The 22,164-nt window shown below is 61.5% G+C and carries 20 protein-coding genes and 2 pseudogenes; 11 read left to right on the top strand and 11 right to left on the bottom strand.

The features are described from left to right. Positions 1 to 62: 62 nt before the first annotated feature. Genes ACM530_RS27450 through ACM530_RS27435 form a run of 4 tightly spaced genes read right to left on the bottom strand, consistent with a single transcriptional unit; the run spans position 63 to position 3,524 of the window. Entirely contained in the window at positions 63 to 1,331 is a 1,269-nt protein-coding gene (locus ACM530_RS27450; RefSeq protein WP_416363681.1) for an NAD(P)/FAD-dependent oxidoreductase, read from the bottom strand. After that, complete coding sequence (locus ACM530_RS27445) at positions 1,328 to 2,080, bottom strand: amino acid ABC transporter ATP-binding protein (RefSeq protein ID WP_416363680.1); 753 nt, start codon at positions 2,078 to 2,080, stop codon at positions 1,328 to 1,330. Before ACM530_RS27445 ends, ACM530_RS27450 begins: the two co-directional genes overlap by 4 nt. Further along, positions 2,077 to 2,745 carry an ectoine/hydroxyectoine ABC transporter permease subunit EhuD gene (gene ehuD, locus ACM530_RS27440; protein ID WP_416363679.1) on the bottom strand — a complete coding sequence of 223 codons (669 nt, stop codon included), beginning with the start codon at positions 2,743 to 2,745 and terminating at the stop codon, positions 2,077 to 2,079. The genes ACM530_RS27445 and ehuD overlap by 4 nt, the downstream gene beginning before the upstream one ends. Next, positions 2,742 to 3,524, bottom strand: coding sequence for an ABC transporter substrate-binding protein (locus tag ACM530_RS27435; protein WP_416363678.1), 783 nt, complete (start codon positions 3,522 to 3,524; stop codon positions 2,742 to 2,744). Before ACM530_RS27435 ends, ehuD begins: the two co-directional genes overlap by 4 nt. Before the next feature lie 215 nt (positions 3,525 to 3,739). Between ACM530_RS27435 and ACM530_RS27430 the strand changes: the two genes are divergently transcribed. After that, a complete protein-coding gene (locus ACM530_RS27430) occupies positions 3,740 to 4,519 on the top strand; it encodes an IclR family transcriptional regulator (protein ID WP_145164526.1) in 780 nt (259 codons plus the stop codon). A 276-nt stretch (positions 4,520 to 4,795) separates the two neighbouring features. On the opposite strand, the gene ACM530_RS27425 is transcribed toward ACM530_RS27430, so the two are convergent. Both ACM530_RS27425 and ACM530_RS27420 read right to left on the bottom strand, forming a co-directional pair. Then, complete coding sequence (locus tag ACM530_RS27425; protein WP_145164524.1) at positions 4,796 to 6,040, bottom strand: saccharopine dehydrogenase family protein; 1,245 nt, start codon at positions 6,038 to 6,040, stop codon at positions 4,796 to 4,798. A 28-nt stretch (positions 6,041 to 6,068) separates the two neighbouring features. Continuing rightward, a complete protein-coding gene (locus tag ACM530_RS27420; RefSeq protein ID WP_145164522.1) occupies positions 6,069 to 7,166 on the bottom strand; it encodes a carboxynorspermidine decarboxylase in 1,098 nt (365 codons plus the stop codon). A 276-nt stretch (positions 7,167 to 7,442) separates the two neighbouring features. Between ACM530_RS27420 and ACM530_RS27415 the strand changes: the two genes are divergently transcribed. The 7 genes from ACM530_RS27415 to ACM530_RS27385 all read left to right on the top strand — a co-directional run bounded on the left by ACM530_RS27415 (position 7,443) and on the right by ACM530_RS27385 (position 14,388). Beyond that, entirely contained in the window at positions 7,443 to 8,462 is a 1,020-nt protein-coding gene (locus ACM530_RS27415) for a LacI family DNA-binding transcriptional regulator (protein ID WP_145164520.1), read from the top strand. After that, positions 8,446 to 9,450 (top strand): ABC transporter substrate-binding protein, encoded by a 1,005-nt coding sequence (locus ACM530_RS27410; RefSeq protein ID WP_242197398.1) that lies wholly within the window; start codon positions 8,446 to 8,448, stop codon positions 9,448 to 9,450. The genes ACM530_RS27415 and ACM530_RS27410 overlap by 17 nt, the downstream gene beginning before the upstream one ends. Further along, positions 9,451 to 10,269 carry an ABC transporter permease gene (locus tag ACM530_RS27405; protein ID WP_145164516.1) on the top strand — a complete coding sequence of 273 codons (819 nt, stop codon included), beginning with the start codon at positions 9,451 to 9,453 and terminating at the stop codon, positions 10,267 to 10,269. It abuts the gene before it with no gap. After that, positions 10,266 to 11,060: an ABC transporter permease gene (locus ACM530_RS27400; RefSeq protein WP_416363677.1), complete on the top strand. Its 795-nt coding sequence runs from the start codon at positions 10,266 to 10,268 to the stop codon at positions 11,058 to 11,060. The genes ACM530_RS27405 and ACM530_RS27400 overlap by 4 nt, the downstream gene beginning before the upstream one ends. Further along, positions 11,057 to 12,088, top strand: a complete 1,032-nt coding sequence (locus ACM530_RS27395) for an ABC transporter ATP-binding protein (protein WP_416363676.1) — start codon at positions 11,057 to 11,059, stop codon at positions 12,086 to 12,088. The genes ACM530_RS27400 and ACM530_RS27395 overlap by 4 nt, the downstream gene beginning before the upstream one ends. 9 nt (positions 12,089 to 12,097) lie before the next feature. Further along, a complete protein-coding gene (locus tag ACM530_RS27390; protein WP_416363675.1) occupies positions 12,098 to 12,931 on the top strand; it encodes a phosphodiesterase in 834 nt (277 codons plus the stop codon). Positions 12,932 to 13,068: 137 nt separating this feature from the next. Further along, on the top strand, positions 13,069 to 14,388 hold the full coding sequence (locus tag ACM530_RS27385) for an OprD family porin (protein ID WP_416363674.1): 1,320 nt from the start codon (positions 13,069 to 13,071) through the stop codon (positions 14,386 to 14,388). Between the two features lie 19 nt (positions 14,389 to 14,407). Here ACM530_RS27385 and ACM530_RS27380 read toward each other — a convergent pair whose 3' ends face one another. From ACM530_RS27380 to ACM530_RS27370, 3 genes and pseudogenes are all read right to left on the bottom strand, one after another. Further along, positions 14,408 to 14,890, bottom strand: coding sequence for a GNAT family N-acetyltransferase (locus ACM530_RS27380; protein ID WP_242197379.1), 483 nt, complete (start codon positions 14,888 to 14,890; stop codon positions 14,408 to 14,410). Then, positions 14,887 to 15,273 (bottom strand): GFA family protein, encoded by a 387-nt coding sequence (locus ACM530_RS27375; protein WP_416363673.1) that lies wholly within the window; start codon positions 15,271 to 15,273, stop codon positions 14,887 to 14,889. The genes ACM530_RS27380 and ACM530_RS27375 overlap by 4 nt, the downstream gene beginning before the upstream one ends. Next, positions 15,261 to 15,665 (bottom strand): annotated as a pseudogene (locus ACM530_RS27370) (hypothetical protein); the annotation flags it as partial. The pseudogene ACM530_RS27370 and the gene ACM530_RS27375, both read right to left, overlap by 13 nt. A gap of 180 nt (positions 15,666 to 15,845) precedes the next feature. Here ACM530_RS27370 and ACM530_RS27365 point away from each other — a divergent pair. Together ACM530_RS27365 and metE are read left to right on the top strand one after the other, a co-directional pair. Continuing rightward, positions 15,846 to 16,447 (top strand): annotated as a pseudogene (locus ACM530_RS27365) (LysE family translocator). Between the two features lie 98 nt (positions 16,448 to 16,545). Next, positions 16,546 to 18,834, top strand: a complete 2,289-nt coding sequence (gene metE / locus ACM530_RS27360; RefSeq protein WP_416363672.1) for a 5-methyltetrahydropteroyltriglutamate--homocysteine S-methyltransferase — start codon at positions 16,546 to 16,548, stop codon at positions 18,832 to 18,834. A 79-nt stretch (positions 18,835 to 18,913) separates the two neighbouring features. On the opposite strand, the gene ACM530_RS27355 is transcribed toward metE, so the two are convergent. Continuing rightward, positions 18,914 to 19,948, bottom strand: coding sequence for a HoxN/HupN/NixA family nickel/cobalt transporter (locus tag ACM530_RS27355; RefSeq protein WP_416363671.1), 1,035 nt, complete (start codon positions 19,946 to 19,948; stop codon positions 18,914 to 18,916). 118 nt (positions 19,949 to 20,066) lie between these two features. Between ACM530_RS27355 and ACM530_RS27350 the strand changes: the two genes are divergently transcribed. Beyond that, positions 20,067 to 20,618: a DUF924 family protein gene (locus ACM530_RS27350; protein WP_416363670.1), complete on the top strand. Its 552-nt coding sequence runs from the start codon at positions 20,067 to 20,069 to the stop codon at positions 20,616 to 20,618. On the opposite strand, the gene ACM530_RS27345 is transcribed toward ACM530_RS27350, so the two are convergent. Further along, positions 20,615 to 22,048 (bottom strand): hypothetical protein, encoded by a 1,434-nt coding sequence (locus ACM530_RS27345; RefSeq protein WP_416363669.1) that lies wholly within the window; start codon positions 22,046 to 22,048, stop codon positions 20,615 to 20,617. The genes ACM530_RS27350 and ACM530_RS27345 overlap by 4 nt on opposite strands. Positions 22,049 to 22,164: the final 116 nt, after the last annotated feature.

Below are 22,164 nucleotides of genomic sequence, written 5' to 3'. Positions count from 1 at the left end.
TAACGGATTTTGCGGGTTCGGTAACCTGTGAGAGTTGACAGTTTTCTAGACTGTCTGGGCCGTCAACTGATGTTCAACCTGTCCAGCAAGCTATACCAAGCCACACCCGCTCCAATGTAAAAGCGCTGCAACCCATGCAACGGCAAACGCTGTAACGGCGTCACCGGGTAAGCGAAATCCGCGTTGCCGTCACACAAACGCCCGGCCAATTGCTGCCCCAGGCTGGTACACAGCGCGATCCCACGCCCATTGCACCCCAATGCCAGCGTCAGCCCCGGCGCCGGTTGGTGAATGTGGGGCATGAAGTCGCGGGTGATTGCGATACGCCCGGCCCAACGGTACTCAAACTCCAGCGGCCCCAATTGTGGAAACAGCAACGCCAGCGAGCGCTCCAGGTGCACAAAATCGGCGGGTGATGTGGGGTCGTTGAACAGGCCGCGCCCGCCCATCAGCAAGCGGCCATGGCTGTCCTTGCGAAAGTACAGCAGCAGCCTTTGCGCGGTGGACACGGTTTCCTGCCCCGGCAAGATACTGTCAGCGGCACGCCCGCTCAACGGCTTTGTGGCGACAATAAAGCTGTTCGCCGCCAAGATACTTTGTGCCATGCCCGGCCACAGGTTGCCGCTGTAGCCATTGGTAGCCAGCACCACCTGATCGGCCGTGACCTGTGCGCCAGAAACTGTCTGCAATTGCCAGCCCGAACTCTGGCGCTGCAACCCCGTCACGGCGCTGTGGCCATGAATTTGCACATCCGCCGCCAACGCCGCGCCTACCAGCCCACGCGCATACGCCAACGGCTGAATCGCCCCGGCGCGGCCATCCAGCCAGCCGCCGGCAAAGGCCTCGCTGCCCATGCGCGCCGCCACGTCACGTGCTTCCAAGCGCTGCACCGGTACGCCGCGACGCGCCCATTGATCGGCTCGAGCGTGCAGCCCGGCCACGCCTTTTTGCGTGTACGACACCTGCATCCAGCCTTTGCGCACCGGCGCGCAATCTATGCGATGGCGTTCGATCAACTTGAATACCAGGTCCGCCGAATTCGATACCGTGGAAATTAACGGTTCGGCACGTTCCGGCCCGTACATCTGCACCAACTGTTCGGGGTCGTATTTGAGCGTCGGGTTGACCTGCCCACCATTGCGCCCCGATGCGCCCCAGCCGGGCTCGTTGGCCTCCAGCACGCACACGTTGACGCCGCGCTCGGCCAGGTGCAGGGCGGTCGACAGGCCGGTGTAACCCGCGCCCACAATCGCCACATCGACCTTCACCGACTCACTCAACGCCGGTGTCGGCAGCACCGAGGGTGCAGTCGCTGACCATAAAGACTTCATGACAGGCTCCGCGTATTGCCGGTGGGGTGCAGCACGCGCCGCAGGAAATCCTGGGTGCGTGGGTGTTGCGGGTCGCCGAGTACTTGCTCGGCCGCACCGCTTTCGACGATGTAGCCGCCGTGCAGAAAGCACACGCGGTCGGCCACTTCGCGGGCAAAACCCATTTCGTGGGTGACCACGATCATGGTCATGCCTTCATCTGCCAGGGTGCGCATCACCGCCAGCACATCGCCGACCAGCTCCGGGTCCAGTGCCGAGGTGGGTTCGTCAAACAGCATGGCGTCGGGTTTCATCGCCAAGGCGCGGGCAATGGCCACGCGTTGTTGCTGGCCACCAGAGAGCTGTTCCGGGTAAGCGTCGGCCTTGGCACTCAGGCCGACTTTTTCCAGCAGTACCAAGGCTTCTTCGCGGGCTTGTTTGAGTGGCTCGCCTTTGACGTACACCGGGCCTTCCATCACGTTTTCCAGCACCGTGCGGTGCGGGAACAAGTTGAAACGCTGGAATACCATGCCCATGCGGCTGCGCAGGGCGTGCACGCTCTTGCTGCCGCGCTGCACGGTTTCGCCAAACACCGTGATAACGCCGCCGTCGTAGGCTTCCAGCGCGTTGATGCAGCGCAACAGGGTGGATTTGCCCGAGCCCGACGGGCCGATCAGGCACACTACTTCGCCCTTGGCTACATCGAGGTCGACGCCGTGCAGCACGCGGTGGCTGCCGTAATGTTTTTGCAGTTGGCGTATCGAGATCATGCTTTTTTCCTCCGGCCCAAGTGCTGTTCCATCCGGCGCAGGCCGTACACCAGCGGCAGGCTCATCAGCAGGTAGAGCAGGGCAACCAGGGTGTAGACGGTCATGTTCTGGAAGGTCGACGAGGCGATCAGCTGGCCCTGGCGGGTCATCTCGGCCACGGTGATGGTCGACACCAGGGATGAGTCCTTGAGCATCATCACCAGGGTGTTGCCGTAGGGCGGCAAGGCGATACGGAAGGCTTGCGGCAGGATCACCCGGCGCATCATCAGCACCGAGCGCATGCCCAATGCTTCGGCGGCTTCGCGCTGGCCTTGTTCGACGGCAATGATGCCGGTGCGAAAGTTCTCCGCCTGGTACGCCGAGTAGGCGATGCCCATGCCGATCACGCCCGCGTAGAACGCGGTGAGGTGCACGCCCATGTCCGGCAGCACGAAGTAGATATAGAACAGTTGCACGATGATCGGCAGACCACGGATCACGTTGATCACGGTGCTGGCTGCCCACGACAACGCGCGTATCGGCGACAACTTGAGCAGTGCCAACACCAAGCCAATCGCGCTGCTGAGCAGAAACGACAGCACGGTGATCTGGATCGTCACCCGCGCGCCTTGCAGCAGGATCGGCAAAAAGTCCTGGGCGTTTTGCAGGAATTCAGCCGGGTTCATGGGCGCACCTGGGTATCAAGCCCCCACTTCTTGAGGATGGCGTCGAGAGTGCCGTCAGCCTTGATGCTGGCGATCGCGGTGTTCAGGCGATCAAGGGTTTGCGCATCGCCTTTGCGTACCACCAGGCACACTTCGCCGACGTTGGTGGGTGTGTAGTCGGGGGCGAGTTTCACGCCTTTGAACAGCTTCTGGCGGATCTGGTAGGCGACGACCGGCTGGTCGCCGACCGCCGCCTTGATGCGGCCCAAGGACAGGTCGCGGACCATCTCGCCGATGGAGTCGTAGGTGCGGACTTCCTTGAAGATGCCGAGCTTGTTGAGTTGGTCGTAGAACACCGTGCCGGCTTGCACGCCGACCACTTGGTCCTTGAGTGGCGTGAGATCGGGGTAGGCGGTGTTGTCGTCGGCACTGATGATCAGGCCTTCACCGTAGGCATACACCGGAGCGCTGAAGTCGACGACTTTGGTGCGTTCTGCGGTCTTGAGCATGCCGGCGGCGATGAAGTCGAGCTTTCCGGAGGTGAGAGAGGGGATCAGCGCGGCGAAGTTGGTCTGTTCGATCTGGCTGGTAAACCCGCCAGCCTTGCCGACGGCCTCGGCCACATCGACCATTACGCCTTGAATGCTGTTGCTCTTGATATCCAGGAAGGTAAACGGCGAGCCACTGGCCGTTGCACCGACTTTGTACGAGGACGCACTCTCTGCGTGCACGGCGCTGACACAGAGCGCGGCGCAAAGACCGAAGGCAAGGCGGCGAAACAAGGGCGAAAGACTGTTCATCGGGTTACTCCAGAAGGAAAACGGATCGTCAGTACCGCAAGCGGTTGCTGATGAAACCGCAAGCTCTGTGCCATTTCGATTAAAATAAATCGTATGTTGGGTTGTAAAATCAACAAAATGAATCATTCGTATCGATATGCGATATTTAGTGGTCTATTTTTGTGATCTGAGGTAAGAATATCGCCACGCCTGATCGACCTGACCGTGAGTCCGCCATGTCTGAAGAACGCAACAGCTTGCACAACCAATCCCTGGAAAAAGGCCTGTCGGTGCTCAAGGCATTCAGCGCCCAGCGCCGCAGCATGAGCCTTGCAGAGGTGGCCGAGGCCGCCGGCATGACCAAAAGTTCGGCTCAGCGCATGGTGTTTACCCTCGAGAGCCTGGGTTACCTTCGGAAACACTCGCGCACACGGCATTACCAACTCACACCGCGGGTGCTGGAGTTGGGTTTCAGTTATTTGGATGCGCATTCGTTGATTGAGGTGGCCAACCCGTTTCTGTCTGAGTTGACGCGCTTGACCGGCGAAACCTCGTGCCTGACCGAGCCTGCGGGCTACGACATGACCTACATCGCGCGGTTTGTCAGCGCGGGCTTCGTGCCGGTGCACATGCCGATTGGCTCGCGGGTGCCGATGTATTGCACGGCCTCGGGGCGCGCGTATTTGAGCGCGTTGCCGACGGATGAGGCGTTGGTGTTGATTGAGAGCAGCCAGCGCATTGCCCACACCAGCCAGACGCTGACTGAAGTCGACCAGATTCTTGAGTCGCTGCAACAGGTGCGGGAACAGGGTTATGCGGTGAACGGCCAGGAACTGTTCCTGGGCGACATGACCATCGGCGCGCCGGTGCTCGGCGCCAATGGCCGGCCGGTGGCGGCAGTGCACGTGGTGGCGCCGACCAGTCGGTGGAGTAGGGCAGATGCCGAGAAACAGCTGGCACCGGCGTTGTTGCAGTGCTCGCGGGCGCTGAGCAACTCGGCCAGAAATCTGGAATAACTCGACCTCTCAAATCCACTGCAAATCTAGTGCGGTGTTTGTTCGATGCTTGCGTGCGCCAAGCCACTGGGGAATAACAGCCACAAATTAAAATGTGGGAGCGGGCTTGCTCGCGAAAGCGGAGTGTCAGTGCCGAATATGTTGACTGACACCCTGCATTCGCGAGCAAGCCCGCTCCCACATTTTGAATCTTCATTGGATTGCGGGTCTGTATATGCCCAAACAAAAAATGCGCCCCTGAGGGCGCATTTTTTTGTTCAGTCAGCTATCGCCTGTTCAGGCAATCGCATCCCACGCACGGTCACCGTTCTCGTCTTTGATCCGAGTCGGCAAGCCCATCACGTCCAGCGCTTTGAGGAACGGCTCAGCCGGCAGCTCCTCGACGTTGGCCATGTGCTTCACATCCCACTCGCCACGTGCAACCAGCAGCGCTGCGGCCACCGGTGGTACGCCTGCGGTGTAGGAGATGCCCTGGCTGTCCGTTTCAGCAAAGGCTTCTTCGTGATCGGCCACGTTGTAGATGAACATTTCACGCGGCTGGCCATCTTTGCTGCCTTTGACCAGGTCGCCGATGCAGGTCTTGCCGGTGTAGCCAGGGGCGAGCGAAGACGGGTCGGGCAGTACGGCCTTGACCACTTTCAACGGCACCACTTCCAGGCCTTCGGCGGTTTTGACCGGTTTTTCGGAGAGCAGGCCGAGGTTTTTCAGCACGGTGAACACGTTGATGTAGTGTTCGCCAAAGCTCATCCAGAAACGCACGTTGGGCACGTCGAGGTTTTTCGACAGCGAGTGCACTTCATCGTGGCCGGTCAGGTACAGGTTTTGCGAACCGACTACCGGCAGGTCGTCGGTGCGTTTGACTTCGAACATGGTGTTGCTGGTCCACTGGCTGTTCTGCCAGCTCCACACCTGTCCGGTGAATTCGCGGAAGTTGATTTCCGGGTCGAAGTTGGTGGCAAAGTATTTGCCATGGCTGCCGGCATTGACGTCGAGAATGTCGATCGAATCAATGCGGTCGAAATGCTGTTGCTGCGCCAGCGCGGCATACGCGTTGACGACACCCGGGTCGAAGCCCACGCCAAGGATGGCGGTGATGTTCTTCTGTTTGCACTCTTGCAGGTGGTTCCATTCGTAGTTGCCGTACCACGGCGGGGTCTCGCAGACCTTGCCCGGCTCTTCGTGGATGGCGGTGTCAAGGTAAGCGACGCCGGTATCGATGCAGGCGCGCAGCACCGACATGTTGAGGAAGGCGGAACCTACGTTGATGACGATCTGCGAGTCGGTCTCGCGGATCAGGGCCTTGGTCGCTTCCACGTCCAGGGCGTTCAGCGCGAAGGCTTGGATGTCGGCGGGCACCTTGAGGCTACCCTTGGCCTTGACGCTGTCGATGATGGCCTGGCATTTGGAGATGTTGCGCGACGCGATAGCAATACGACCGAGTTCGTCGTTGTGCTGCGCGCACTTGTGGGCCACCACCTTGGCGACACCTCCTGCACCAATGATAAGAACGTTCTTTTTCAATTGCTTTATCTCTCCTTTATCCGCCAGCTTACGAAAGGCTGGACAGGTAGTCGTCGTAACCAAATTCACGAACCACCTCGACAGTACCGTCGAGTTGTTTCACTACGATGGACGGCATTTTCAGGCCGTTGAACCAGTTTTTCTTGACCATGGTGTAGCCCGCGGTGTCGATGAACGACAGCCGATCGCCGATGGCCAGCGGACGATCAAATTGATACTCGCCGAAGATGTCCCCTGCCAGGCAGGATTTGCCGCACACCATATAAGTGTGTTCACCCTCGCTCGGCGCCAGCTTGGCGTTGAGGCGATAGATCAGCAGGTCCAGCAGGTGGGCTTCGATGGAGCTGTCGACCACGGCGAGGTTTTTGCCGTTGTAAAGGGTGTCGAGCACGGTGACTTCCAGCGAAGCGCTGTTGGTGATCGCCGCTTCTCCCGGTTCCAGGTAAACCTGCACGCCGTACTTCTCGGAGAACGCTTTCAAACGGGCGCAGAACGCGTCGATGGCATAGCCTTCGCCGGTGAAGTGAATGCCGCCGCCGAGGCTGACCCACTTGACCTTGTGCAGCAGTGCGCCGAAGCGTTCTTCGATGGTGCCGAGCATCTTGTCGAACAGGCTGAAATCGCCGTTCTCACAATTGTTGTGGAACATGAAACCGGAGATCTGCTCGATGACGCCTTCGATCTTCACCGGGTCCCATTCGCCCAAACGGCTAAATGGGCGCGCCGGGTCGGCCAGCAGGTAGTCGGAGCTGCTCACCTGTGGGTTGACGCGCAGGCCACGGGTCTTGCCTTCGCTGCGTTCGGCAAAGCGTTGCAGCTGGCTGATCGAGTTGAAGATGATCTTGTCGCAGTTCTCCAGCATTTCTTCGATTTCATCGTCGGCCCAGGCCACGCTGTAGGCGTGCGCCTCGCCTTCGAACTTCTGACGGCCGAGCTTCAACTCATACAGCGACGACGAGGTGGTGCCGTCCATGTATTGCTGCATCAGGTCGAATACCGACCAGGTGGCAAAGCACTTGAGCGCCAGCAGAGCCTTGGCGCCGGACTGTTCGCGCACGTAAGCAATCTTCTGCATGTTGACCAGAAGTTTCTGTTTATCGATGAGGTAGTACGGCGTTTTGATCATTTTTGAGAGCCTGCGGCGGTGCCTGCCAAAAAAGGACACGCATTGTGCCCGCACTTGGATCAGATCGAAAGGTTAGCGGGCGGATTTTGCTGCGCCGGTTTCCAAGCATACCCGCGGAGTATGACTATCTGTGGCTACACACCGATCTGATGGGGCAAGCCCCCTCCCACATTTAGCACGGGGTCGCTGCCATCAAACCGTCATCTTGGCACCACGCTACTGCCACATTCCGCCGTTACTGTCCTCGCCAATGAGATCGATCTCAAGCGAGTGATCATGACTGACCTGAAAGACGTTGCGCAGCTGGCCGGGGTATCCCGCGCCACCGCCGCCCGCACCTTTGCTTCCCCCGACCAGGTGCGCCCGGCGACCCGTGAGCAAGTGTTCGCCGCCGCCCGCGAGCTGGGCTTTCGGCCGAACCTGCTCGGCCGCCAACTGCGCCTGCAAACCACCCAGCTGATTGGCGTGGTGGTGCCCAACCTGCTCAACCCGGTGTTCGCCGAGCAGTTCCAGGCCATGGAGCGTGCCGCCCGGCTGCGTGGCTATAGCCTGCTGCTGGCGACCACCGACTACAGCAGCGAACGCGAGAGCATTGTGGTGGAAGAGTTGCTGCGCCAGCGCGTCGACGGGCTGGTGTTAACCGTGACCGACGCCGAAAGTAACAGCGTGCTCAACAGCCTTGCCAGCGAACAAACACCGTTCGTGCTGGCGTATCACCAACCCAGCAACCCCAGCTACAGCGCCGTGTCGGTCGACAACCGCGCGGGCATGGCCCTGGCCACGCGTTATTTGCTCGAAGCGGGGCACCGGCGCATCAGCATGGTCGCCGGCCCCGCGTTGCAGTCCGACCGTGCGCGCCTGCGCTACGCCGGCTATTGCGACGCGATGCGCGAGTACGGGCTTAAAAGCCGCGCAGTGATTGAAATGCCGGCCCACACCCAGGCCGAGTTCGCGGCAATCGAGCCGTTCCTCCAAGGCCCGCAGGCGCCGACCGCGCTGGTGTGTTCCAACGATTTTCTGGCCATCAGCCTGATCGCCGAGTTGCGCCGCAACGCCTGGAATGTGCCCGAGCAACTCTCGGTGATGGGCTTTGACGGCATCGCCCTCGGCACCCAGATGCACCCGACGCTGTGCAGCGTGGTGCAGCCCATCGGCCTGCTGGCCAGCACGGTGATTGACCAATTGCTGGCGCAGATCGCCGGCAACGCCCCGATTTCCCATTGCCTGCCGTGCCATATCCGGCCCGGCGACAGCACTCAACCCCTTGAGGAGACACCTGATGCGCGCGTTCAGTAAAACCCTGGCAGCCGTGCTGCTGTGCGGCATGGCCAGCCTGGCCCAGGCCGCCGAAACCGCGATTTGCTACAACTGCCCGCCGGACTGGGCCGACTGGGGCAGCCAACTCAAGGCCATCGCCGCCAATACCGGCGTGCAGGTGCCGCTCGACAACAAGAACTCCGGGCAGTCGTTGGCGCAGTTGGTGGCGGAGAAAGCCGCGCCGGTGGCCGACGTGGTGTATTACGGCGTGACCTTCGGCTTGCAGGCGCAAAAAGCCGACGTGGTGGGCACCTACAAGCCCAAAGGCTGGGAGCAGATTCCGGCCGGCCTGAAAGACCCGGCGGGCCACTGGTTTGCGATTCACTCCGGCACCTTGGGCATCATGGTCAATGTCGATGCGCTGGGCGGTTTGCCGGTGCCGCAAAGCTGGGCCGACCTGCTCAAGCCTGAGTACAAAGGCATGGTCGGTTACCTCGACCCATCCAGCGCGTTTGTCGGCTACGTCTCTGCCGTGGCGATCAACCGCGCCTTGGGCGGCGACCTGGATAACTTCGCCCCGGCCATCGACTACTTCCAGAAGCTCGCCAAAAACGCGCCCATCGTGCCCAAGCAAACCGCCTATGCGCGGGTGCTGTCCGGTGAGCTGCCGATTCTGGTGGACTACGACTTCAACGCCTACCGCGCGCGTTACAAGGACAACGCCAACGTTGCCTTCGTGATTCCCAAAGAAGGCAGCATCAGCGTGCCGTACGTGATGAGCCTGGTGGCCAACGCGCCGCACCGCGCCAACGCTGAAAAGGTCCTCGATTTCGTGCTCTCCGATGCAGGCCAGGCACTGTGGGCCAAGGCCTACCTGCGCCCGGTGCGCGCAATGAAAATGCCGGCCGACGTCGCCGCGCAGTTCCTGCCCGACAGCGACTACGCCCGCGCTGGCGTGGTGGACTACGAAAAAATGGCCGCTGTGCAGGAAGCCTTCGCCGCCCGTTACCTGAGCGAGGTCAAGTAAGTGGCAACCTCGGCAAAACATGCCGCCTGGGCACTGGCCCCGGCGTTTGCGGTGCTGTTCGCGTTCTGGCTGTTGCCGCTGGCGCATTTGATCGTGCTGGGCACCGAGCGCCGCGACAGCAACGGCAGCGGCTATTGGCAGGTGCTCAGCAGCACGCAGTACCTGGGCAGCCTGGCGCAGACCTGCGTGCTGGCCGTGTTTGTGACGCTCACCGCGTTACTGATCGGCGGCATCAGTGGTGTATTCCTCGCGCGGCAGCAGTTCTTCGGGCGTTCGGCATTGGTGGCATTGCTCACCTTTCCATTGGCGTTTCCTGGCGTGGTGGTGGGCTTTCTGGTGATCCTGTTGGCCGGTCGCCAAGGCCTGTTTGCGGCCCTGGGCCTGCAACTGGCCGGTGAGCGCTGGATTTTCGCGTACTCGCTGGCGGGGTTGTTTGTCGGCTACCTGTACTTCTCGATCCCGCGGGTGATCCTCACGGTAATGGCCGCGTGCGAAAGCCTCGACCGCAGCCTGGAAGAAGCCGCGCACTCACTGGGCGCCGGGCATTGGCGGGTGGTGTGCGACGTGATCGTGCCGGGGCTGGCGCCTGCGTTGGCCTCGTGCGGGGCGATTTGTTTTGCCACGTCCATGGGCGCGTTCGGTACCGCCTTTACCTTGGGCACGCGGCTGAATGTCACGCCCGTGGCGATCTACAACGTGTTCACCAACTACGCCAACTTTGCCGTCGCCGCCGCGCTGTCGGTGGTGCTCGGTGCAGTGACCTGGGCGGTGTTGCTGCTCACGCGACGCCTGGTGAAAAACGCGGGGACGGTCCTGTGAAGCGCTCATCGCTGTTTGTGGTGCAACTGCTGTTTACCCTGCTGGTGTGTGCCTTCATGTTGGTGCCGGTGTTGATGTCGTTGCTGGCCGGGCTGACGCGTAATTTCTTCGTCGGCCTGTCCAGCGGCTTGACCTTCGACTGGCTGGTGCAGGTGTGGCAGGCCTATTCGCCCACGGTTTGGCTGTCGCTGCAATTGGCCCTGGCCTGTGCGGTGTGCGTCTGCGTGGTCGGCGTGCCGGCGGCCTATGCCTTGGTGGGCATGAACAACCGCTTCAGCCGCGCCTTCGAAGAGCTGATGGTGCTGCCGGTGGCGATGCCGGGTTTGGCCAGTGCGTTGGCGTTGCTGCTGACCTACGGCCAATTCGGCACGTTCCGCAGCAGCTGGTTGTTCATCCTTGTCGGCCATGTGCTGTTCACCTTGCCGTTCCTGGTGCGCCCGGTGATGGCGGTGATGCAACGTCAGCAACTGCCGGTATTGGAAGAGGCTGCCGCCAGCCTCGGCGCGGGGCCGATCAAGCGCTTTTTCAGCGTGGTGGTGCCCAATTGCCGGGCGGGCATTCTGGCCGGCGTGCTGATGGTGGTCACCCTGAGCCTGGGTGAGTTCAACCTGACCTGGATGCTGCACACGCCGATGACCAAGACGCTGCCGGTGGGGCTGGCCGACAGCTACGCCTCGGCGCGTCTGGAAATCGCCAGCGCCTACACCCTTATCTTTTTGCTGATGATCGTGCCGCTGCTGATTGCGTTGCAGGCCATCAGTGCTCGTTTGTCCCGTGGAGAGCGTCGATGACCGCTATCACTATTCGCCTGCAAGGCTGTCGCAAGGCATTCGCCGACGGCACCGTGGCCGTGCATGACCTGAACCTGAGCGTCGAAGGCGGCGAAACCCTGGCAATTCTTGGCCCGTCCGGCTGTGGCAAAACCACGACCCTGCGCCTGATTGCCGGCCTGGAACGCCCGGACGTGGGCCAGGTGTTTTTCGGCGATCAAGATGTCACGCGCCTGCCCATCGAGCGCCGTGATGTGGGCATGGTGTTTCAGAATTACGCGCTGTTTCCCAACCTGGACGTGGCCGGCAATATCGTCTACGGCCTGAAGATTCGCGGCGTGTCGGCGCCTGAGCGCAACAAGCGCTGCGAGGAACTGTTGGAACTGGTGGGTTTGCAACACCACGGCAAACGCAGCATCCATGAACTGTCGGGCGGCCAGCGTCAGCGTGTGGCCTTGGCCCGCGCGCTGGCACCGCGTCCCAAAGTGCTGTTGCTCGATGAGCCGCTGGCCGCCCTGGATGCGCAATTGCGCGAGCGCCTGCGCAGCGAGCTGGATCAACTGCTGCGTGGGCTTGGCATCACCTCGGTGTTCGTCACCCACGACCAGGGCGAAGCCATGGCGCTGGGCGACCGCATCCTGGTGATGGAGCAGGGACGTATCGCGCAACTGGCCAGCCCTCGGGAGATCTACCAGCAACCGGCCAATGCGTTTGTCGCAGGCTTCGTCGGCAACCTCAATGCCTTTTCTGTGCTGGCGCGGACTGCCCACGGCCTGAAAGTCTGCGGCGGCGAACTGCCGTGGCACGGCGCCGGCTTACCGAGCACCGTCTACTGCCGCCCCGAACACCTGCGCGTGATGGAAGACGAAGGGCACCTGCACGGCCATCTGGTCGCGCAGTTCTTTCAGGGCGCACAAAGCCGCCTGCTGGTGGATGTGGGCGGCTCGCAACCGCTGCTGGTGGACAGCAGCGACAACCAAATGCACCGCGTCGGCGCGCCGATTGCCCTGGCAATCGCGCCGCACGTGGTGTTCACCCTGAATGCGTGAGAGCTTATTTTGAACCGTCCGTTTCTTGTTGCGCAGATCAGCGACCTGCACCTTAAAGCCGGTAACCGCCTGACCTATGGGGTGGTCGATACCTTGGGGGCACTGCGCCGCGCCGTCGACCATCTGAACGCCAGTCACCCACGGCCCGATATCGTAGTGATCAGCGGCGACCTGGTGGATTTTGGCCGCGCCGATGAATACGCCGTGCTGCACCCGGAGTTGGCGCGCCTGCACATGCCTTGCTACCTGGTGCCCGGCAACCACGATACGCGCGCGCCGTTGCTGGATGCGTTCGGCGATCACGCTTATCTGCCGACGTCGGCAGATGGCCCGCTGGATTGGGTCGTGGATGAGCATCCGTTGCGCTTGATCGGCCTGGACTCGACCATTCCCGGTGGTCACGGCGGCCAACTGCTCGACAGCCAATTGCAGTGGCTCGACGCGCAATTGGCGCTGCGCCCCGAGGCACCGACCTTGCTGATCCTGCATCACCCGCCGTTTAGCAGCGGCATCGGCCATATGGACCGCGAGCCCTTTATCAACGCCGCCGCCCTGGAGCGCGTCGTCGCCCGCCACCCACACGTGGAGCGCCTGTTGTGCGGGCATTTGCACCGCCCGATGCAACGGCGTTTTGGCGGCAGCCTGAGTTGCGTATGCCCCGGCACCTCGCACCAGATCGTGCTTGACCTGCAAGACGCCGCGCCTGCGCATTTCAACCTGGAACCGGCCGGCTACCTGCTGCACCGCTGGGATGCACAGCACGGGTTGATCAGCCACAACGGCGTGTTCGGGGACTACCCGGGGCCGTATCCGTTTTATGACGCTCATGGATTGATTGACTGAGGTTTTACGGAGGTTCACTTCACTCAACTAAGCACTTAAACGTTGGTTAACGCGGCGGCCAACCTAAGTTGGTCGCGTGCATCCTGCTGCCCTTTTTACGCGCCCGGAACCTGGATTCCGCGCCGGAGTTCGTCCTGATGAAAGCTACTTTGAATGTACTGAGTGTATTAACCGGCGGCCTGGGTATTGCCCTGAGCCCCTTGGCCTCGGCTGATTTTTTGAGCGACAGCAAAGCCAACTTGGGCCTGCGCAACTTCTACTTCAATAACGACAACCGCGATGGCGCCGCCGCACCGTCGAAGACCGAAGAGTGGGGCCAGGCGTTTATCCTCAACTACCAGTCGGGCTTTACCGACGGCACCGTCGGTTTTGGTCTCGACGCCGTCGGCATGCTCGGCGTGACCCTCGACAGCGGCACTGGCCGCCACGTGGGCAGCTCGATGATCCCCACCGATGACGGCAAGGCAGCCGACAGCTGGGCGCGCGGTGGCGCGACGGCCAAGGCGCGTTTTGCCAAAACCGAACTGCGCTACGGCTACCTGCGCCCGAACTTGCCGATCCTGGTGAGCAACGATGGCCGCCTGCTGCCGCAATCCTTCGAGGGCGCGCAGGTCACCAGCAAAGACATAGACAACCTCACGCTGATCGGCGGCCAGCTGCAACACACCACCGGCCGTGGCTCCAGCGATCGCAGTGGCCTGGCGGCCGCGGGTGGCACGCAAGAGAGCAATAAATTCAACTACGCAGGTTTCGACTACCAAGTGAACAAGGACCTGCTGGTCCAGTACTACTACGCCAACCTCGAAGACTATTACCAACAGCACTTTGCCGGGTTGATCCATGTATTGCCGTTGGGCGACTACGGTTCATTGAAAACCGACCTGCGTTATTTCAACACCACCTCCGACGGCAAGAACAGCACTGCCGCCGGGCGTGCCGAAGGCTATAAATTCAGCGGCTATACCCGGAACGGCAACGGCGAAATCGACAACAACACCTGGAGCGCCGCGTTCATCTACTCGCTGGGCCCGCACGCGATCACCGCGGGTTACCAGCAAGTTTCCGACGACAGCAACTTTGCCCAACTCAACCAGGGTGGCCTGGTCAACAAAGGCGAGGGCGGTTCGAGCCTGTACCTTTACACCGACCGCACCGTGCAAACCTTCATCCAGGCCGGCGAACGCACCGCCTTTGCGCAATACGCCTACGACTTTGTCGCGCTGGGCCTGCCTGGCCTGAAGGCGTCGGTGATGTATTTGAAAGGCGACCATATCCTCACCACCGCCGGCAACACTGCCAGCGAATGGGAACGGGACATCTCCCTGGATTACGTGGTGCAGAGCGGCAGGTTCAAAAACGTCGGCTTTGGCTGGCGCAACGGCGTGTCGCGCAGTGAAGTGGCGCGCGACCAGGATCAGAATCGGGTGTTTGTGAGTTATTCGATTCCGTTGCTGTAAGTGCGCGATGCACGGTGCCTCATGGCGCTTTTGAGGCCCGTGCTTTCAGCGCGATCAGTGACATTACGTGCGTCGCGTGGTCGTTATCGATACGTTGAAAACCGCAACGCAGATAGAACTGCGCGGCTTGCGGCGTATCGGTAGTGAGCCGTGCTTCCTGAAAATGCGCCGCCGCGTGCGCCAATAGCCGTTTGACCAAGGCTTTGCCAATTGCCTGCGCGCGCATGCTGGGCGCGATGTACACCCGGCGTAGCCGACCGACCCCAGGACCTGCATAGGGGTCACAGGACACACCGCCGACGCCAATCAACTGGCCGTGGCGAAACACACCGAAAAGGCATTCACCCGGCTGGTCAAACCGATTCGTACGGTTTTCCCATTCGCTGATAAGCCGCGTCAGGAACCTGAACCCTTCGGCGACAGCCTGCGCTTGCAGCGCGTGGATCTGCTCGGGAAGCTCTTCCAGTTTGCGTATCGCAATGTCTTCGCTGGCGTGGGTCACACAGTTTCTCCGCAAAACCACGCAGCTCTGGATTCAATGCAGCTGTGCGTCTGCTTGTGCGCAGTAAAAGGGCTATCGAGGGTGCCGACTGCGATGGATATCCATTCTGGAAAACGTCCATGGGCGTCAGACCAGAACAGCGATGATCCGCACCGCGAGCAGAATTGGCGAGTGACGCCCGCTGAAGATTCATAGCGTCGAAGCACATCCGAAGCGGCGTTGATACTGACGGCTGACCGAGGGGCGCTGGCATACGTGGCGAACGCGGCGCCGTGCGCTTTCTGGCATTTTTTGCAGTGGCAGTGAGTGACCGCCTTCAAAGGGGTCGACACCTGATAACTGATTGCGCCGCACAGGCAACTGCCTTGGGTCACTGCATCCATGTTTTTGTGCCTCCCAGTAAATACCGCCACAGTTTATTCCAGCGCGCCACGCCCAGGGTGAATGAGTTGTTGGGGTGAGCGGAAACCGACTTTGTGGGCGAGCGGGCCTCTTGTGGCGAGCGGGCTTGCCCCGCGTTGGGGGGCGAAGCCGCCCTGAACCCGGCTGGCGCGATGTGCCTGACTGAATGCGGCGCTCTTATTGGGGCTGCTGCGCAGCCCAACGCGGGGCAAGCCCGCTCGCCACAGGAAGCCTGTTTGCCACAGCAAGCCCACTGCACGTCATCGCCGACGGCGTAACCGTAGGTGTCGTTGACGCGCTTGAAATAGTCGGCGTCGATCAGTGCGTCGTGCGTGGCCAGTTTCGGCAGGTCGGCATTGGCCTGGGTGCGAGCCATTGGCGACGGGCGGGGTGTACGCGCTGTGTGTGCAACCGCAGGCAGCGTCCCACGCAGGCTGCAGCATGGTCATGGCGTGGTTCGCCCACCAGGCGCAACGCTGAACCACAAACGTACAAGATTCAGCGCAAAGCGCCTCAGTAGACTCGCCGGACTTCTTCTACTGCAGGTTTCTCCATGGACATTTTCCTCTACGCCTTCAGCGTCATGTACAGCCCCGGCCCTGTGAACCTGATGGGGCTGAACGCCGGGCTTACCGGCAAATTCCGTCGCTCCAGCGGGTTCTACCTCGGTGTGGGCTGCGCGATGCTGTTGATGTTCGTGCTGTTTGGCTACACCGGCGAGGCGATCATTTCCCAGGCGGCGCTGCCTTATATCTCGCTGGTCGGCGGGGTGTACACGCTGTACCTCGCCTATCAGGTGTTCACTGCCCGCACGGTGGTTGAAGAAACTTCAAGCACGCCGGGCAAGCCCTCACGTTCTGGAATGGTCTGGTGATTCAGTTGCTCAACCCCAAGGGCATCGTAGCGGTCTTGCCGATTACCAGCGTGATGTTGCCGGCGGCGCATATTACCGGGGCGTCCATCGCCGGGGTTTCGGCTTTGCTGGGGCTGGGCGCGGTCGGCGCGCCGTGGGTGTACGCCTTGTTGGGCGCCATGTTAGGACGCAGGATCAGCGGGGCGGCGTTCACGTGGTTCAACCGCTGCATGGGACTGGCGTTGGCCGGCTGTGCGTATTTCATGTTTCACGCGTTTTATCTCCACGTCGCTTCAACATGAACGAATCTTGTGATCATCTGGAATATAATGAGTTTGTCTCACGATGAGTGGGTGTCGACAATGGCTGCCATCAAATATCGACATTGGAGTTGTAAGTCATGGCAGTCGCTCATTCCCTGGGATTTCCGCGCATTGGACGCGATCGTGAACTGAAAAAAGCGCAGGAAGCGTTCTGGAAGGGCGAACTCGACGAAGCCGGCCTGCGCGCCGTTGGCCGTGACCTGCGCAACACTCACTGGGCGTTGCAGAAGCAGGCCGGCATCGAGCTGTTGCCGGTCGGCGATTTCGCCTGGTACGACCAGGTCCTGACTCATTCCTTGATGTTCGGCGTGATCCCTGAGCGCTTCCGCCCAGCCGACGGCCAAGCCACATTGCACACGCTGTTCGGCATGGCCCGTGGCGTCAGCGACAACTGCTGCGGCGGTGCCCACGCCCAGGAAATGACCAAGTGGTTCGATACCAACTACCACTATCTGGTGCCTGAATTCAGTGCTGACCAGCAATTCCAGCTGGGTTGGGAGCAGCTGTTTGAAGAGGTCAAGGAAGCCCGTGACCTGGGCCACAACGTCAAGCCGGTCGTCATCGGCCCGCTGACCTACTTGTGGTTGGGCAAGGCCAAGGGCGGTGACTTCGACAAGCTGGACCTGCTCGATCGCCTGCTGCCGCTGTACGGCCAGATCTTTCAGCGCCTGGCTGACCTGGGCGTTGAGTGGGTGCAGATCGACGAGCCGATTCTGGTTCTGGACTTGCCGCAAGACTGGAAAAACGCTTTTGAGCGCGCCTACAACCTGATCCAGCGCGACCCGCTGAAAAAGCTCGTGGCCACCTACTTCGGTGGTCTGGAAGAAAACCTCGGCCTGGCCGCCAACCTGCCGGTCGATGGTTTGCACATCGATCTGGTGCGTGCACCGGAGCAGTACCCGACCATTCTTGATCGCCTGCCGGCTTACAAAGTGTTGTCCCTGGGCGTGGTCAATGGCCGCAACGTCTGGCGCTGCGACCTGGAAAAAGCCTTGGCGACCTTGCAGCACGCACATGAAAAGTTGGGTGATCGCCTGTGGGTAGCGCCGTCCTGCTCACTGCTGCACAGCCCGGTCGACTTGGGCCGCGAAGACACGCTGGATGCCGAGCTGAAAAGCTGGCTGGCCTTCGCCGTGCAGAAGTGCGCGGAAGTGGCGGTGCTGGCCCAGGCCGTCAACGCGCCGCAGGCGCCGAATGTACGCGCCGCGTTGGCGCAGAGCCGCGCCGTGCAAGCGGCTCGCGCGGCTTCAACGCGAATTCACAAACCTGCCGTACAAGCCCGCGTGGCGGCGATCACCGCCAAGGACAGTCAGCGCCAGTCGCGGTTTGCCCAGCGTATCGAGCAGCAACGTGCCGGCCTGAACCTGCCGCTGTTGCCGACCACCACCATCGGTTCGTTCCCGCAAACTGCCTCGATCCGCCTGGCGCGCCAGTCGTACAAGGCCGGCAAGTTGAGCGAAGCCGAGTACGTCGAAGCGATGCACAGCGAGATCAAGCACGCCGTCGAAGTGCAGGAAAACCTCGGCCTGGACGTGTTGGTGCATGGCGAAGCCGAACGAAACGACATGGTCGAGTACTTCGCCGAACAACTGGACGGCTACGTGTTCACCCGCTTTGGTTGGGTGCAGAGCTACGGTTCGCGCTGCGTGAAACCGGCGGTAATCTTCGGCGACCTGAGCCGCCCCAAAGCCATGACCGTGGAGTGGATCCGCTACGCCCAAGGCCTGACCAGCAAGGTGATGAAGGGCATGCTGACCGGCCCGGTGACCATGCTGATGTGGTCGTTTGCGCGCGAAGACGTGAGCCGCGAAGTGCAGGCGCGTCAACTGGCGCTGGCGATTCGTGACGAAGTGGTTGACCTGGAGGCGGCCGGCATCAAGATCGTGCAGATCGACGAAGCGGCGTTCCGTGAAGGCTTGCCGTTGCGCCGGGCGCAGTGGCAACACTACCTGGACTGGGCCACCGAAGCGTTCCGCCTGTGCGCCTGCGGCGTGCGTGACGAAACCCAGATCCACACGCACATGTGCTACAGCGAGTTCAACGATGTGATCGAGTCCATCGCGGCGATGGACGCCGACGTGATCACTATCGAGACGTCGCGCTCGGACATGGAGTTGCTGGACGCGTTCGAAGCGTTCGCGTACCCCAATGACATCGGCCCGGGCGTCTACGACATCCACTCGCCGCGCGTGCCGGATGCGTCGGAAATGGCCAACTTGCTGCGCAAGGCCGCCCAGCGGATTCCGGCCGAGCGCCTGTGGGTCAACCCGGATTGCGGTTTGAAAACCCGCGGCTGGCCGGAGACAGAAGCGGCGTTGGTTCATATGGTCACCGCGGCGCGTCAACTGCGCGCTGAGCTGGCGTAACGCGGTTTAGACATGTGGGAGGGGCTCGCCCGCGATTGCAGTGTGTCAGTCCCGAATGTGGCTGACCTGCTTCTCGACTTCAGGCGAGCCGGTCGAAGCCCTTCAAGCGGTACAGCAACACCGACGCCGCCCAGCTGGCGACGAAAATCCCGATGATGATGTAGCCGAGCATCCCGAAGCTGTCGTTCAGGTTGCCGATAAAGCCCCAGAAATCACCCTTGAGCTCCAACTGGTCGGCCATCAGCCCCAGCGCCTCGATGCTGCCGATGATCACCGCCACGACCACCGAGACCAAGGTAATGCTCATGTTGTAGTAGAGCTTGCGCAGCGGCTTCATGTACGCCCAGCCGTAGGCGCCGAGCATCAAGTGGCCGTCCAGCGTGTCCACCAGCGACATGCCGGCGCTGAACAGCAGCGGGAACACCATGATCGACCATGGCGATAAGCCCTGCGCCGCCTGCGTGGCGGAGATGCCCAGCAGGGCGATTTCGGTGGCGGTGTCAAACCCCAGGCCAAACAGAAAACCCAGCGGGTACAGGTGCCAACTGCGGCTGATGAGGCGAAACAGCGGGCGGAAGATTCTCGCCATGAAACCGCGGTCGGCCAGCAGTAGGTCAACATCCTCTTCGACGTAAGCGCCGCCCTCGCGCACGTGGCGCCAGGCCTTGTAGATCGGACGCAGGATGACCAGGTTCATCAGCGCGATCACCAGCAAAAAGACCGCCGACACTGACGTGCCGATCACACCGCCAACCGCCTTGAACGCCTCGACATGGGCAGCGGTAAGGGCCACGCCAATCGAGGCCAGCACCACCACCGACGAATGCCCCAGAGAGAAAAAGAACCCCACCGCCACCGGGCGTTTCTGCTCTTGCATCAGCTTGCGGGTGGCGTTGTCGATGGCGGCGATATGGTCGGCGTCCACCGCGTGGCGCAGACCGAAACTGTAGGCGAGCAGGGCTGTGCCCAGTAACACGGGATGCTGATGAAACGCCACCAGCGCCCAGAGCCAGGCGCCGACGTTAATGGCGACCAAAATGCCGTAGATGCCAAACAGCTTGGTGCGCACGTGGCCATTGGAATCACTGAAAACCTGGGCAAGACGGTGGATCATCCGGTAAACCCTATGTGCGATGGCACGACCGCTGCGAAGCAGGAGCGGCTCCAGAGCGGAAACTTAATGGATTCTGCCGGCGTCAATGATGAAATCTGCAAGCCAATGGGAGGTAATGATGTCGAGCATCAACGGGCAACCGGCCGAGGCGGTGATCGAGTTCTGGAAGCAGGCGGGCCCCAAGCGCTGGTTCGCCAAGGACGACGCGTTTGACGCGGCCTTTCGCGACACCTTCCATGCCACGCATATGCAAGCGGCCCGGCGCGAACTGGAGGGCTGGCTGGATTCGGCACACGGCGCGCTGGCCTTGTTGATTCTGCTGGATCAATACCCGCGCAATGCCTTTCGTGGCACCGCGCACATGTTTGCCACCGACCCGCTGGCGCGTTTGTACGCGCGGCGGATGGTCGATGCTGGCCTGGACCAATTGATCGCGCCCGAGCTGCGGGCGTTCTGTTACTTGCCATTCGAGCATTCGGAAGACCCCGCCGATCAGCAGCGCTCGTTGGTGCTGAACCAGCAACTGGATGCCAGCACCTACCATTGGGCCAAGGAGCATGCCGCGATCATCGAGCGGTTTGGGCGCTTTCCACACCGTAATGAAGTGTTGGCCAGGGTCACCACGGCGCAAGAGCGTGAGTTTCTCGATAAAGGCGGTTTTGCCGGCTAAGCCTGCGTCAGGCTTTCCTTGGCGCCCGCCGGGCGCAAGCGCCGCAGGCCCTTGAGGTCGACGGCCCAGCGCAACGCTTCGGTGGCCGACGGACGCGGGCCCTGGGTGATTGCTTGTTCATCGGTGGAGAGCGCACCGAGGTAACCTTGGGCACCGCCGCGCTCACTCCAGTAGTGGGTGTGGCTGAGCCATGAGCGCGCGAGCCAGCCTTTGCGCGAGCCCACGGTCACCGGTAAATCCAGCACGCCTGCGCCCATCACCGGGCTGACCGGGCCCGCGACGATGTCGCCAAACAGGCCAAAGGGCGCGGGAAAGTAGAGGTTGGTCCAGCGCGTCACTGCGAATGCCGCCGCGTGGTGCAAATACTGGGGCGTGAAGGGTTTCTGGCCGAGCATCACCGGATGACGGGCGTTGTAGCCGTAGCCCTTTTCGTCCTGAGTGGGCGGGCAGGCGGGGGCTTCGCGGCGCTCCATGCGTTTTTGGAAGTCACTGACGCTGCGCCCCAACAACAGGCTCGCGTGGGCCATCGGGCTGCCGACGGTTACCAGATCGGTAATGCGCCACGGGTTGCCCAGGCCGCGCTGCTCGATAAAGGCTTCGGTCTGCTGCTCGCGAAATTTCAAAATGCTGCCCAGGCTGCCGTCAAGCGCGGCGCCGGCGTTGGGCAGCGTGTCCTTGATGACCGGTTGCAGCGCTTCGTGATTGGCATAACGGCTGGCGAGTTCGCGGTTGCTGGGAATGACTTGGGTCAGCTGATCGTGATGTTCGTGCCACAGATAACCGACGATGTCGTAGGCGATCACGCTGCCCAAACTGTGGCCGACCACGATGATGCGGTCGTAATCGCCTTTGTTGTGCAGGGCCCGCAGCAACGCCACGCCGTCGGCGCGAATCTGCTCGCGCACCACCACGTTCTGCGGGTTGGGGCTCAGGTAACGGGCGGCGTCGCCCAGGTAGGACAGGGCCGAGTAACGCAGCGCCAGGCCGATAGCGCCGAGCAGCAACGGCACCAGCGCGAACGGGTTGTCGCTGTGATCGAATTGGCCCCAGGCCGTGGCGAGGGTGCCGCTAGCGATCAGCAGCAACAGCAGCATCACCGTCCAGCGCGTGGTGCGCCAGATCGGCACGATGGCGTCGGGAATATCGCGGCGTGGGCGCTTGAAGATGTCCCAGAGCCAACTGAGCAGGTGGCCGACTTTGGTGCCCTGCATCTTGTGGGCCCAGTAGTACTCGTAGAAATCCGTGCTGGTGCGGCCGGACGACTTCAAGACGCGCAGGTCGAAATTGCGTGACAGCCGATCCGGCTTGCTCCAGTAGAAGGGCGTGCCGTCGGGCGTGTCGGCGGGAATCATGGCATCCACAAAGCCATGCAGGGTGTCCATCGGGCGTTGCTCGCCGATGCCGTGTATGACGACAACTGCTTGTTTCATAAGCTGATCGTTCCTTGAAAGCTTCGAATGGCGGGGCGTTTTCGCAAACTAGCGAATCGATGTGATATTGCCACTATCGAGGCTATTCCCGCCAGGAATGCCCCCATAAAAAACCG

This window comes from Pseudomonas sp. NFX183 (genome assembly GCF_047943075.1).
Classification (GTDB): Bacteria; Pseudomonadota; Gammaproteobacteria; order Pseudomonadales; family Pseudomonadaceae; genus Aquipseudomonas.
The sequence above is the reverse complement of the archived record's forward strand: the minus strand, read 5'-3'. Positions and strand labels throughout refer to the sequence as shown.

Coding starts and splice junctions, on each gene's coding strand:
- ACM530_RS27450 (WP_416363681.1), bottom strand. CDS start 1,331: ATGAAGTCTTTATGGTCAGCGACTGCACCCTCGGTGCTGCCGACACCG.
- ACM530_RS27445 (WP_416363680.1), bottom strand. CDS start 2,080: ATGATCTCGATACGCCAACTGCAAAAACATTACGGCAGCCACCGCGTG.
- ehuD (WP_416363679.1), bottom strand. CDS start 2,745: ATGAACCCGGCTGAATTCCTGCAAAACGCCCAGGACTTTTTGCCGATC.
- ACM530_RS27435 (WP_416363678.1), bottom strand. CDS start 3,524: ATGAACAGTCTTTCGCCCTTGTTTCGCCGCCTTGCCTTCGGTCTTTGC.
- ACM530_RS27430 (WP_145164526.1), top strand. CDS start 3,740: ATGTCTGAAGAACGCAACAGCTTGCACAACCAATCCCTGGAAAAAGGC.
- ACM530_RS27420 (WP_145164522.1), bottom strand. CDS start 7,166: ATGATCAAAACGCCGTACTACCTCATCGATAAACAGAAACTTCTGGTC.
- ACM530_RS27415 (WP_145164520.1), top strand. CDS start 7,443: ATGACTGACCTGAAAGACGTTGCGCAGCTGGCCGGGGTATCCCGCGCC.
- ACM530_RS27410 (WP_242197398.1), top strand. CDS start 8,446: ATGCGCGCGTTCAGTAAAACCCTGGCAGCCGTGCTGCTGTGCGGCATG.
- ACM530_RS27395 (WP_416363676.1), top strand. CDS start 11,057: ATGACCGCTATCACTATTCGCCTGCAAGGCTGTCGCAAGGCATTCGCC.
- ACM530_RS27385 (WP_416363674.1), top strand. CDS start 13,069: ATGAAAGCTACTTTGAATGTACTGAGTGTATTAACCGGCGGCCTGGGT.
- ACM530_RS27375 (WP_416363673.1), bottom strand. CDS start 15,273: ATGGATGCAGTGACCCAAGGCAGTTGCCTGTGCGGCGCAATCAGTTAT.
- metE (WP_416363672.1), top strand. CDS start 16,546: ATGGCAGTCGCTCATTCCCTGGGATTTCCGCGCATTGGACGCGATCGT.
- ACM530_RS27355 (WP_416363671.1), bottom strand. CDS start 19,948: ATGATCCACCGTCTTGCCCAGGTTTTCAGTGATTCCAATGGCCACGTG.
- ACM530_RS27350 (WP_416363670.1), top strand. CDS start 20,067: ATGTCGAGCATCAACGGGCAACCGGCCGAGGCGGTGATCGAGTTCTGG.
- ACM530_RS27345 (WP_416363669.1), bottom strand. CDS start 22,048: ATGAAACAAGCAGTTGTCGTCATACACGGCATCGGCGAGCAACGCCCG.